The following is an 11,978-nucleotide window of genomic DNA, read 5'->3' as shown; positions in this document are numbered from 1 at the left end:
GATCAAGAGACAGCCCCATTTATCAGGGCTCTAACGAACACCACCATCTGCAATCCCTCGCACTGTTTGATCAGTCGAGGGACTTTGCAGCGGTGGAAAGCGGAGGGGAGTAGAGCTTATCCGGCAGTTACGTGGGACGTTTCAGCAACCTTGTCGCGCAGTACCAGGCTGCACAGCGCCGGCAGGAACAACAGCGTCAACACCGTGCCTACCAGCACACCGCCAATCAGCACATAAGCCAGCGACGACCAGAACACCGAGAGCGTCAACGGAATAAACGCCAGCGCCGCCGCCAGTGCGGTCAGGATCACCGGGCGGGCACGCCGCACGGTGGCTTCGATAATGGCCTCGCGAATCGCCATGCCGTGGTCCTGGTTCTGGCGGATCTGGTCGGTGAAGATCAGCGTATTGCGCATCAGAATGCCGCCGATGCCAATCAGGCCCAGGATCGCGTTGAAGCCGAACGGCTGGTTGAACAGCAACAAGGTCGGCACTGCACCAATCAGGCCCAACGGCGCGGTAGCGAACACCATGAACATCACGCCGAACGAGCGCACCTGGAACATGATCACCGTGAGGGTGAGCAGGATCATGATCGGAAACAGCGCCGCCAGGGCCACGTTGGCCTTGGCGCTTTCCTCAACCGGGCCGCCGATGTCGATTTTGTAACCGCTGGGCAGCTTGGCGATCAGCGGTTGCAGGTCTTTGTACACCGCCATTTCCACATCGGGCGGTTGTACGCCATCGATGATGTCGGCGCGTACCTCCACGGTGGTGGCGCGGTCGCGGCGCTTGAGGATCGGTTCTTCCATCACCGCCTTGAAATGCCCGACCTGGGCCAGCGGCACCGACGTACCTGCGCTGTTGGTCAGCGTCATGTTGTTGAGGTTGGCCAGGTCTTCGCGTTGGCTGCCTTGGGCGCGGGCCACCACTGAGACGGTGCGGTTGCCTTCGCGAACTTCGGTGATCGGGTTGCCGCTGAGCAGGGCGTTGAGTTGGGACCTGACCTCGTCGGGGGTAAAACCCAGCAAGCGCAAGCGATCCTGGTCCAGCACCAGGCGATAACCGCTGGCACGCTCGCCCCATTCTAGGAAGGTGTCTCTGGTCAGCGTGTTGCCGGCCACGACCTGACGCACGTCTTCAGACAGCCCGCGCAGCACATTCAGGTCGGGCCCCGTGACGCGAAACACCACCGGGAACGGCACCGGCGGGCCGAAGACGAGCTGCGTGACCCGTACCCGCGCCGACGGAAATTCGCCTGCCGCAATGCGCTCGCGCATCCGCAGTTTCAGCGCGTCGCGGGCGCGGGAGTCCGGGGTTTGCACGATCAACTTGGCGAACGCCGGGTCGGGCATTTCAGGGTTCAACGACAGGAAAAACCGCGGTGCACCGCCGCCCACATAGGTGTCGACCATACTGGTCTGCGGCTCTTGCAACAGCGCCTTCTCCACCTGCGCCGCCACGGCTTCGGTGCTTTTGAAGGCGCTGCCGGGTGGCATATACACTTCCAGAATCAGCTCCGAGCGGTCGGAGTCCGGGAAGAACTGTTTCTTCACCACCGCCATACCCAGGCCGCACACCACGAACGCGGCCACCACCAGCCCGGTCACCAGCCAGCGCCCGCGCACGCAGGCCTCCACCAGGCTGCGCAGTGTCTGGTAGTAGCGCCCGGCATAAATCGCATCATGCCCGCCGGGCACTGGCTTGATCTGCGGCAACAACTTCACGCCCAGGTAAGGCGTGAACACCACGGCCACTAGCCAGGATGAAATCAGGGCGAAACCCACGATCCAGAAGATATTGCCGGCGTATTCACCCGCCCCGGAACGCGCAAACCCAACCGGCAGAAAACCGATGATGGTGACCAGGGTGCCGGTCAGCATCGGCGCCGCTGTTGAGCTCCAGGCGTAGGTGGCCGCGTGGATGCGGTCAAAGCCTTCTTCGAGTTTGACCACCATCATTTCGATGGCAATGATCGCGTCGTCCACCAACAGGCCCAGGGAAATAATCAATGCGCCGAGGGTCACGCGGTCGAATTCACGGCCGGTGACCAGCATGATCACGAACACGATCGACAGCGTAAGCGGCACAGCCGCCGCCACCACCAGCCCCACGCGAAAGCCCAGGGCCAATAGGCTGATCAGCATCACCACCGCCAGGGCGACGAAGAATTTGAGCATGAACTCATTCACCGCCAGGCTGATGTTTTTCGCCTGGTCGGAGACCTTGGCGAAATTCACGCCCAGGGGCAGGTCGGCCTGGATCCGCGCTTCTTCGGCTTGCAGGCTCTTGTCCAGTTCCAGGCCGTTCCAGTGCTTCTCCATGATCACGCCCAGCATCAACGCCGGGTCGCCCTGATGACGGATGCGATAACTGGGCGGGTCTTCATAACCGCGGCTCACGGTGGCCACATCGGCGATGCGCAATACGCGGCCATTGACTTGCAGGGGCACGTTCTCGATCAAGGCCAGGCTGTCGAACGCGCCGTCGATGCGGATATAAGCGCGGGCGCCCGCCGTTTCGACGAAGCCTGAGGGCGCCACGGCGTTTTGTGCGGCGAGGGCGGCGAAGATCTGTTCGGGCTTGATGCCCAGGGTTGCCAGGCGTTCATAGGAAAACTCCACAAACACGCGCTGGGCCTGCTCGCCAAGGATATTGACCTTCTTCACCCCCGGCAGGTTGAGCAAACCCTGGCGCAGTTCCTCGGCCATTTGCACCTGTTGACGGTGGGGCAGGTGTTCGGCTTCCAGGGCGTACAGCGCAAAGTACACGTCGGAATATTCATCGTTGAAAAACGGCCCGATCACGCCCTTGGGCAGGCGCGTGGCTTCGTCGCTGAGTTTTTTGCGGGTCTGGTAGAACAGCTCCTGAATCTCGCTCGGGCGCGTGGACTCCAGGAAGGTCATGCGCATCGACACAAAGCCTGGCTGGGCGATGGTCTCGACGCGATCGTAGTAGTCCAGTTCCTGCAGGCGCTTTTCCAGGCGGTCGGCTACTTGCTCCTGCATCTCCTGGGCGGTGGCGCCGGGCCAGGCGGCGGTGATGGTCATGACCTTGACGGTAAACGAAGGGTCTTCTGCGCGCCCCAGCTTGCCGAACGCGAAGACCCCGGCAACGAGGATCGCAATCAGCAAGAACAAGGTGACGGCGCGGTGCTTGACGGCCAGTTCGGAGAGGTTGATCCCGCGCATACTCATTGATCCTGCTTACGGTTGAGGGCCAGGGCCTGGGCGGGCAGCAAGCGCACCGTGTCGCCGCTGTGCAACAGGTGAGCGCCGAGGGCGACGATGGTTTGGCCGGGTGTTACGCCGCTGTCGAGCAAGGCGTCTTCCTGGCCGAGGCTGGCGACCTTCACCGGGGCAAAGCTGATCTTTTGATCATCGCCAATCAGCCATACGCCCGTGCCTTGCCCCGCATCCTGCAAGGCGCCAATCGGCACGCGGGTTTGCAGGGGCTGGCCGTTGCCTTGCAGGCGCACGGTGATGGTGGAGCCGAGGACGAAACGCTCGACCGAACCCTGCAGCACGTAACGTGCGCGGTAGGTGCGGGTGACCGGGTCGGCGCTGGCGGACAGTTCGCGCAGGGTGGCGGTCACGGCCTGGTCGGCTGCGCCAAAGGGAAACGCCAGGGCTTTTTGCGCAGCCAGGTCACGCCGGTTCTCCGGCAGGTTGACGATGGCTTCGCGGGCGCCGTCATGGGCCAGGCGCGCCACGATTTGCCCTTCGGCCACCACTTGGCCGCGATCGGCCAGCACGTCGGTGATGATGCCGTCGCCATCGGCCTTGAGGACCGAATAAGTGCGACGGTTTTCGATCTGGCTGGCATCTGATTGCGCCGCGGCCAGTTCGGCCTGGGCGACGCGCAGGTTGGTGGCCGACTGGTCGAAGATCTGCCGCGACACCGCGCCGGTGCTGGCCAGGCGCTGGTAACGGTTTTCATCGTCACGGCGCTGGCGCAGTTGGGCCTGGGCGGCGTTGACGCGGTTCTTGGCCGAGCGCAGCGCCAGTTCGAAGTCGCCGATGTCCAGCACCAACAGGGTGTCACCACGGGAGACGTGCTGGCCGGGGTCGACCTTGCGCTCGATCACCTTGCCGCTGACCCGAAAGCCCAGGTCACTTTCAGTGCGTGCCGCCACCACGCCGGTATAAGCGCTTTGCTGGGTGCCGGCTGCTTCGACCGTGGCGGCCAGCACCGGGCGCGATGTGGGCGCCTGGGCGGCGCTGTCGGCCTTGCTGTTACAACCACTGAGGACCACCAGCAGAGCCAGGGGCGTGAGAAGGCGCAGGGGGAGAGGGGGCATGACGAACTCCAGGGTGACCATAGGGCAAAAAATTATGGACATAATTTTTTGCTCATATTATGGTCGAAATATAAATTAATCCAGCCCCCGGATATTCCCCATGGCAAACGCGCCGGCACCCTCACGCAGCTTGCTGTTCTTGCTGGTTGCCCTCACCGCATTGGGTGAAGTCTCGACGCAACTGATCATCCCCGGCCTGGGTGCCATCGAGCACGCGCTGCAGGCGCCGCAAGGCTCGGCACTGATGGCGCTGTCGGCGTTCGTTGCTGCGTTTGGCCTGGGGCAGCTACTGTTCGGGCCGCTGTCGGATCGCATCGGCCGGCGGCCAGTCTTGATCGGGGGCCTGGCGCTCTACGTAGTGGCGACGCTGGCGATGCTGCTGGTCACCGACATCCAGCAGTTTATCGCCGTCCGGGTGTTGCAAGGCCTGGGCGCGTGCGCCGCGCTGGTACTAGCGCGCACCGTGGTGCGCGATGTGTGGAAAGCCGAGGCAGGCCCGGCCCTGGCGCTGACGATGATCGGCATGTTGTATGCCATCGTCGTTGCGCCGATAGCAGGGGGCTTACTGATCAAATTGCTGGGTTGGCGTGCGCCCATCGCCCTGGCGTTGGTGATCGGCAGCCTGGTGTTATTGCTGGCGCTGCTGTTCTTTCGCGAGAGCAATCATCACCTTGATCCCAGGGCCGCACACTGGCGCACCCTCGGCGGGCAGTATCTGGATCTGCTCAAGGGGCGCCAGTATCGTGCTTACGCGGTGGCCCTGGCGTGTACCTATGGCGCGATGTTTGCGGTGATCGCGGGTTCATCGGCGGTGTTTATCAATCTGCTGGGGTTCAGCAGCCTTGAGTACGGGCTCAACTTCGGGCTGATTGTGTCGATGCTGATCGTCGGCGCCACCTACACCCGGCGTAACATTCAGCGCCTGGGGCCGCAGCGCATTGTGGCGATGGGTGTGACGATGGTGGCGGTGGGCGGGGTGGCAGCCCTGGCGATTTACCTGGTGTTCGGGTTGTCGGTAGTGGGGCTGGATATTCCCATCGCCCTGCTCACGCTCGGCGGCGGCCTGGTGCTGCCGGGATCCGTTACCGGGGCCGTGATGCCCAATGCGCACCGTGCGGGTTTAGCCGCCGGGCTCATGGGATTTGCACAGATGTTCGGCGCCACGTGCAGCGGGTTGTTGCTGAGCCAGTTACGCGATGGCAGTGCCGCGCCGATGATCGTTATCCAGGCCGGGTTTGCACTGTCGGCACTGGTTGCCTTTCAACTGCTGCGCCAACGCCAGGTTAAAACGCTGTCCTATATATAGAACGATCAGGGCCATTTTTACCGGCTAGTGCTCAAGGGTGAGGCGATTTAAGGTGTACTCACTTTGGAGGTACACCATGAAAAAGCTGATTGGTATCTACACCAGCCCCCGCGCCCACTGGGTCGGCGACGGCTTCCCGGTACGCACGCTGTTTTCCTACGACACCATGGGCAAGCACATCAGCCCATTCCTGTTGCTGGATCACGCAGGTCCAGCCGAATTCACCCCGACTGAACAACGTCGCGGCGTCGGCCAGCACCCGCATCGCGGTTTTGAAACCGTGACCATCGTCTACGACGGCGAAGTCGAGCACCGCGATTCTACCGGTGCCGGCGGCAAAATCGGCCCGGGCGATGTGCAATGGATGACCGCAGCCAAAGGGATCCTGCACGAAGAGTTTCACTCCCAAGACTTCGCCCGTAGTGGCGGCGCACTGGAGATGGTGCAACTGTGGGTCAACCTGCCGGCCAAGGACAAAATGGCGGATGCCGGTTACCAGACCATCGTCGATGGCGACATTCCGGTGCTGCCATTGGCAAACGACGCCGGCCACCTGCGGCTGATCGCCGGGAAATTTGCCGGTACTCAAGGCCCGGCCCGCACCTTCACGCCGATAGACGTATGGGACTTGCGCCTCAACGCCGGTAAAGCGGTCACGCTGGACCTGCACGCCGGGCGTAACACCGCCTTGGTGGTGCTCAGCGGCACGTTGTTGATCAATGGCGAAGAAGTCGCACGCCAGGGGCAATTGGCCCTGTTCGAGCGCGACGGTAAGCAACTGACCCTGGAGTCCAACGACGACGCCAAGGTGCTGCTGCTCAGCGGCGAACCCATCGACGAGCCCATCGTCGGGCACGGTCCGTTCGTGATGAACACCGAGCAGGAGATTCACCAGGCATTTGCCGACTTTCAGTCGGGCAAATTCGGGCAGATGCACGCCTGACGGTTCACCGCCACTCCCTGTAGGAGCGAGCTTGCTCGCGAAGAACTTCAACATACCGCGTTCAATCAGACAGCACGCGTTATCGTTGTGGTTTTTCGCGAGCAAGCTCGCTCCTACATTTTGTTTCCAGGTTTCTGATTTCATGCGATCTTCTCGGCATTCGCCCTGGAGTCGCCTGGATGCCCTCATTTATCGCTGATCACCCGATGCTGTGCGCCGTGGCGTTGATCCTGATCGACATCGCCGTGTGGCGCCTTATTTCCGCCAACCTGGCTAACTGGAAACTCGCAGCGCGGCTGGTGATTTTCGCGGTGTTCAGTGCCGTGTTGTTCAACGACGGCATGAACCCCATGCAAGCGGCGCCCTATGCCGATGACACCACCTTGCATCTGGCCGCCACGGCGCTGCAGATCGGCTGGTGGTTGTTCGCCGCGCGCACCCTCACGGTATTGCTCGGCGCGGTGATGATGCAGCGGGTCGGCCATACCGGGCGTTTGTTGCAGGACCTGATGGGCGCAGTGATTTTCCTCATTGCGATCATCGCCGCCATGGCCTACGTGCTCGACCTGCCGGTCAAGGGCGTGCTGGCCACCTCCGGCGCCGTGGCGATCATCGTCGGCCTGGCCTTGCAAAGCACCCTGAGCGATGTGTTTTCCGGGATCGTCCTCAATACCACCAAGCCTTACCAGATCGATGACTGGATCTCCATCGACGGCACCGAAGGCCGTGTCACCGATATCGACTGGCGCGCCACGCGCCTGCAAACCTCCCAGGGCAGCCTGGCGGTGATCCCCAACTCCCTGGCGGCCAAGGCCAAGATCATCAACTTTTCGCGCCCGGCAGACATGTTCGGCCTGGCGGTCAGCCTGCAAGTCAGCCCCCATGCGCGCCCGCAAACCGTGATCGAAGCGCTGGAGCGTGCGATGCAGGGCTGCCGGCCGTTGCTGGCCCAGCCGGCGCCCAGCGTCGCGTTCAAGGCGTCCACCGGCAGTGGCGTGGAATATGAGATCAGCGGCTTTGTGCCGGCCATGGGCCTCAAGCGCGAAACCCGCAACCAGCTTTACGACCTGGCCTACCGGCATTTGCAGGCGGCGGGCGTGGGGCTGTTGTCCGCCACCGAAGGCAGCACGCCGCCTGCGGTGTCTGGCGCCCGTGCCTTGCTGGAGCGCTCGTCGATCTTCTCGACCTTGCGCCAGGAAGAAAAAGACACCTTCAGCCAGAACATGACCCTGCACACCTACCGCGCCGGCGAAATGATCCTGGCGGCGGGGGAGGTCAGCGATCACCTGTTTATCATCGAGTCCGGCGTGGTCTCGGTGCTGTTGATCAAGGACGGGCACAAGTTCGAGGCTGGGCGCATGGGCCCTGGGGAGGTGATCGGTGAGTCCGGCATTCTCTCCGACCAGGCGGCGCTGGCGGATTTTTCGGCCAAGACCTACTGCACACTCTACCGCATCGAAAATGAATACCTCAAGCCGTGCCTGGACGCCCGGCATGATATCGGCGAAGCCATGAAGGCGCTGCTGGACTTCCGCCGCCATGCCGCCCAGGCCCTGACCGAAGACGCGCCCGTGGTACCGGTCAAGAAGGGCTTCATCCAGTGGCTGAGGAACCGCGGTCTGTAGATTGGTCACCTGTTCTTCGCCCGGATTGGCTATTTCTCCAGAACGCTGCGCTGACTACTCTGCGCACCTATCCCAACGTTCTGGAGATTCACCATGCAAACCCGTACCGATTTCTATACCGCCTCCCCGGACGCCATGAAAGCCATGCTCGCCCTGGAAGCGGCGGTGGGCAAACTCTCCATCGAACTGCCACTGCTGGAACTGGTGCGCTTGCGCGTATCGCAGATCAACGGCTGCGCGTTCTGCCTGGACATGCACACCGCCGATGCACGCAAGGGCGGCGAAACCGAGCGGCGCCTGTACACCCTGTCGGCCTGGCGTGAAACCCCGTTCTTCACGCCGCGCGAACGTGCTGCCCTGGCCTGGGCCGAAAGCCTGACCCTGCTCAGCCACACCCACGCCCCCGACGAAGACTTCAACGCCTTGGCTGCGCAGTTCAGCCCACAGGAGCAAGTCGACCTGAGCGTCGCCATCGCCACCATCAACAGCTGGAACCGCCTGGCGGTGGGCTTTCGCAAGATGCCCAAGTAACGATCGGAGAGTTGCTGCTTTTTGTGGCGAGGGAGCTTGCTCCCGCTCGACAGCGAAGCTGGAGCCGGATTTTTAGGGGCGCTTCGCACCCCAGCGGGAGCAAGCTCCCTCGCCACAGAGTCGCAGGTTCAGAAATTTACTGAAGCACTCAGGCGCGCCGTCAGCGGTGCGCCCTGGAACAGGTAGTCATCGCCCATATACTCGCCCGCGTCGCGCCAGTAGCGCTTGTCGAACAGGTTATCGACGCTCAGGCGAAACACGGTCTCGTAGCCATCGACCTTGGTGGTGTAGCGGCTACCGACGTTGACCACCGCGTAGTCGCCCACTTCCACGTTGCCGGTGCGATTGGCAGACTTCTTGGCGCTGTATTGCACGCCGCCCAATACCGCCAGGCCGTTGACCCAGGGCAGGGCGTAGTCGGCGTACACGCTGGCGCGCAGCTTGGGCACGTTGATCGCCTGGTGGCCTTCGTATTCCGGCGTGCCGCTGCCGCTCACCCGCGCTCGGATCGCGGCCACGCTGGTGGCGATCTGCAGACGGTCGGTGGCCCAGCCGTTGGCGGACAATTCAATGCCGGTGTTTTTTTGCTGGCCCTGCTGCACGTAGTTGAACGTGCCACCTTCGGGCTTGGCGTACTGGTAAGCCTGGCGCGTCTGGAATACAGCGGCGGCGAAGCTGATACGGCGCCAGTCGTATTTCACCCCGGCTTCGATCTGGCGCGAGACGGTGGGGGCGAGTGTTTCATCGGCATTGCTTGCAAACCACGGCGCGGTGCCGCCCAGGGACAGGCCCTTGCTGTAGCTGGTGTACAGCGAAACGTTGTCCACTGGCTTGTAGATCAACGAGGCCTGGGGCAGGAACACGTACTGTTGGGTGTGGCGCGTCTGGTTGCCGGTGACGCTGTCGAAGGCTTTTTCGTCCAGGCGCACTTCACGGCCGCCGAGGATGGTTTGCCAGTGCTCGTTGAAGCGGATGCGGTCGGTGACGAACAGCCCGTACTGGCGGCTGTCGAGGTTGCGGTGGCTGTCGTTCAACGGCTTGTCGGTCGGGGGAAAGCTCGGCACCTCTTCGTTGATATTGGCGGTGCCGATGAATTCGTTGACCGACTTGCGTTTGTCGATCACTCGGCGAAACGCGCTGCTGCCAAAGGTCAGTTCATGGCCGATGCCGGCAGTGTCGAAGAGGCCGGTCATGGCCGCCTGGATTTCGTCGCCGCGGCGAGTGTCGTCCGGGCTGCGGTAGTCGTAGACGTCGTAATTGCCTTCGGGGCTGAAGTAGTTCGGCACGCTGGCGGCACTGCAACTGGCCGAACCATAGCAACCCCAGGCAAACGAGCTGTAGTCATCAATCACCACCTTGCTACGCGCCGCGCTGACACTGCCTTTCCATTGATCGCTGAAACGGTACTCGAACTTGCCGTTGAGGTTCAGCGAATCAATCCCGACCTGCTTGCCGCCCGTCTGGTGCCCCAACAGCTTCTTCGGTGAAGCACCGTGGGGCACTTCGGTGCCCCCCAGCAGTTGATACCCCGGTACCGAACGCTGTTGCTTGTTCTGGTATTCGGCGTCCAGTTGCAGCACGGCGTCGGGGCTGATGTTCCAGTCAAAGGCCAGGGACACGAAATCGCGCTGGCCGTTGGCGTGTTCCACATAGGAATTGAGGTCTTCATGGGCGACGTTGGCACGCAGGCCGAACTGCTGCTCGCTGCCAAACCAGCCGCCGACATCGGTGGCGATATAACCGCTGCCGCGATCATCGGTGGACACCGTCACCGAGCGCACATCCTGGGGGCGTTTGGTCACGTAGTTGATCACCCCGCTGGGCTCGGAAATGCCGCTCTGCAAACCCGCCAGGCCCTTGAGCACTTCCACCTGCTGCTTGTTTTCCAGCGCGACGTTCTGCTCGCCGGTGATGGTGCGCCCATTGATCTTGTAGCTGCTGGCTGCATTGAGCGAGAAGCCGCGCACCACGAAGTTTTCGTAATAGCCGATGGGCGCGTAACTGTCGCCCACCGAGGCATCGTTGCGCAGCACTTCACTGAGCAAGCGTGCCTGCTGGTCCTTGATCAGCGCGGCGTTGATCACGGTGATCGAGGCGGGGGTGTCCAACAGCGGCGCTTCATCAAAGCCGCCCACCGACGCGGTTTCACTGCGGTAGCCCGACTCATCCTGGCCCTGGACCTTTACCGTCGGCAACTCGATCTCGGCGGCCAGGCTGCTGCCGATGCCGCCACTGAGCAACAGGCCGAGGGCGAAACGTGAAGTGACGACGGGGCGAAAACGCAAAACCATGGGTAAAGGCCTTAAAGCGCTGGGCGGGGGGCGCCTAAGCTAGGCATAAGCGCGGCCTTTTACAAGCTTTCGCGCAAGGTTCGCACGGCGAGACAACCCGTCTCAGCTCCGATGCCGATCCTGTTGCGGCTCGACAGCCAGGCGCCGGCTTGCGATAGACAAGGCTCCCCTCATCGTTTCAGGAGATTGTCATGGGTATCGCAGGTAAAGTCGCGCTGGTCACCGGCGCCGGGCAGGGCATAGGCCGGGCTATTGCCATGCGCCTTGCACAGGACGGCGCCGATGTCGCGTTGGTGGACATTGACGGCGCCAAGCTCAACGCCGTGGCCGCCGAAATCGTCGCCACCGGCCGCAAAGCCTCTGTGTTCATCGCTGATGTATCCAGACGCGAACAGGTGACGGCTGCGGTAGAGCATGCCCACCATACGCTGGGCGGATTCGACATCATCGTCAATAACGCCGGAGTGGCGCAGATCGACTCATTGCTCGATGTCAGCCCGCAGCAGGTCGAGCGCACCCTGGATATCAACGTCAAGGGCGTGCTTTGGGGGATCCAGGCGGCCGCCAACAAATTCAAGGCGCTCAAGCAGAAGGGCAAGATCATCAATGCTTGTTCAATCGCAGGGCATGAAGGCTTTGCGTTGTTAGGGGTCTACTCGGCGAGCAAATTCGCGGTGCGCGCCTTGACCCAGGCGGCGGCCAAGGAACTGGCGAGCGCGGGTATCACGGTAAACGCCTATTGCCCCGGTGTGGTGGGCACCGATATGTGGGTTGAGATCGACAAGCGCATGGCCGAGATTACCGGGGCGCAGGTGGGCGCAACCTACAAGCAGTACGTGGATGGCATCGCCTTGGGCCGTGCGCAAACGCCGGAGGATGTGGCGGGGTTTGTGGCATTTCTGGCAGGCCCGGACGCAGATTATATGACCGGGCAGGCGCCGTTGATCGACGGTGGCCTGGTCTACCGCTGACAGCGTGGGTC

General features: G+C 62.5%; 8 protein-coding genes. 5 read left to right on the top strand and 3 right to left on the bottom strand.

Annotation, left to right across the window (positions count from 1 at the left end; translation table 11 throughout):
- Positions 1–116: 116 nt before the first annotated feature.
- Both JFT58_RS04890 and JFT58_RS04885 read right to left on the bottom strand, forming a co-directional pair.
- Positions 117–3,191, bottom strand: a complete 3,075-nt coding sequence (locus JFT58_RS04890) for an efflux RND transporter permease subunit (RefSeq protein WP_198834305.1) — start codon at positions 3,189–3,191, stop codon at positions 117–119.
- Positions 3,192–3,193: 2 nt separating this feature from the next.
- The gene (locus tag JFT58_RS04885) at positions 3,194–4,300 is read right to left on the bottom strand and encodes an efflux RND transporter periplasmic adaptor subunit (RefSeq protein WP_054896620.1); all 1,107 of its coding nucleotides are present in this window, start codon (positions 4,298–4,300) and stop codon (positions 3,194–3,196) included.
- Positions 4,301–4,400: 100 nt separating this feature from the next.
- Here JFT58_RS04885 and JFT58_RS04880 point away from each other — a divergent pair, with 100 nt between their 5' ends.
- The 4 genes from JFT58_RS04880 to JFT58_RS04865 all read left to right on the top strand — a co-directional run bounded on the left by JFT58_RS04880 (position 4,401) and on the right by JFT58_RS04865 (position 8,705).
- The gene (locus tag JFT58_RS04880; protein ID WP_054896579.1) at positions 4,401–5,606 is read left to right on the top strand and encodes a multidrug effflux MFS transporter; all 1,206 of its coding nucleotides are present in this window, start codon (positions 4,401–4,403) and stop codon (positions 5,604–5,606) included.
- Positions 5,607–5,682: 76 nt separating this feature from the next.
- Positions 5,683–6,549 carry a pirin family protein gene (locus tag JFT58_RS04875; RefSeq protein WP_054896578.1) on the top strand — a complete coding sequence of 289 codons (867 nt, stop codon included), beginning with the start codon at positions 5,683–5,685 and terminating at the stop codon, positions 6,547–6,549.
- A gap of 179 nt (positions 6,550–6,728) precedes the next feature.
- On the top strand, positions 6,729–8,174 hold the full coding sequence (locus JFT58_RS04870) for a mechanosensitive ion channel family protein (RefSeq protein WP_057977153.1): 1,446 nt from the start codon (positions 6,729–6,731) through the stop codon (positions 8,172–8,174).
- Positions 8,175–8,267: 93 nt separating this feature from the next.
- Entirely contained in the window at positions 8,268–8,705 is a 438-nt protein-coding gene (locus JFT58_RS04865; RefSeq protein WP_054896576.1) for a carboxymuconolactone decarboxylase family protein, read from the top strand.
- A 128-nt stretch (positions 8,706–8,833) separates the two neighbouring features.
- Here JFT58_RS04865 and JFT58_RS04860 read toward each other — a convergent pair whose 3' ends face one another.
- Positions 8,834–10,996, bottom strand: coding sequence for a TonB-dependent siderophore receptor (locus tag JFT58_RS04860; RefSeq protein ID WP_198834304.1), 2,163 nt, complete (start codon positions 10,994–10,996; stop codon positions 8,834–8,836).
- A 191-nt stretch (positions 10,997–11,187) separates the two neighbouring features.
- Here JFT58_RS04860 and JFT58_RS04855 point away from each other — a divergent pair, with 191 nt between their 5' ends.
- The gene (locus JFT58_RS04855; RefSeq protein ID WP_054896574.1) at positions 11,188–11,967 is read left to right on the top strand and encodes an acetoin reductase; all 780 of its coding nucleotides are present in this window, start codon (positions 11,188–11,190) and stop codon (positions 11,965–11,967) included.
- Positions 11,968–11,978 lie beyond the last annotated feature (11 nt).

The organism is Pseudomonas sp. MF6767 (genome assembly GCF_016405475.1).
GTDB lineage: Bacteria > Pseudomonadota > Gammaproteobacteria > Pseudomonadales > Pseudomonadaceae > Aquipseudomonas > Aquipseudomonas paracarnis.
The sequence above is the reverse complement of the archived record's forward strand: the minus strand, read 5'-3'. Positions and strand labels throughout refer to the sequence as shown.

What these genes read in the sequence shown, in the direction of transcription:
- JFT58_RS04890 (WP_198834305.1), bottom strand. Translation starts at nt 3,191, where the DNA reads ATGCGCGGGATCAACCTCTCCGAACTGGCCGTCAAGCACCGCGCCGTC.
- JFT58_RS04885 (WP_054896620.1), bottom strand. Translation starts at nt 4,300, where the DNA reads ATGCCCCCTCTCCCCCTGCGCCTTCTCACGCCCCTGGCTCTGCTGGTG.
- JFT58_RS04880 (WP_054896579.1), top strand. Translation starts at nt 4,401, where the DNA reads ATGGCAAACGCGCCGGCACCCTCACGCAGCTTGCTGTTCTTGCTGGTT.
- JFT58_RS04875 (WP_054896578.1), top strand. Translation starts at nt 5,683, where the DNA reads ATGAAAAAGCTGATTGGTATCTACACCAGCCCCCGCGCCCACTGGGTC.
- JFT58_RS04870 (WP_057977153.1), top strand. Translation starts at nt 6,729, where the DNA reads ATGCCCTCATTTATCGCTGATCACCCGATGCTGTGCGCCGTGGCGTTG.
- JFT58_RS04865 (WP_054896576.1), top strand. Translation starts at nt 8,268, where the DNA reads ATGCAAACCCGTACCGATTTCTATACCGCCTCCCCGGACGCCATGAAA.
- JFT58_RS04860 (WP_198834304.1), bottom strand. Translation starts at nt 10,996, where the DNA reads ATGGTTTTGCGTTTTCGCCCCGTCGTCACTTCACGTTTCGCCCTCGGC.
- JFT58_RS04855 (WP_054896574.1), top strand. Translation starts at nt 11,188, where the DNA reads ATGGGTATCGCAGGTAAAGTCGCGCTGGTCACCGGCGCCGGGCAGGGC.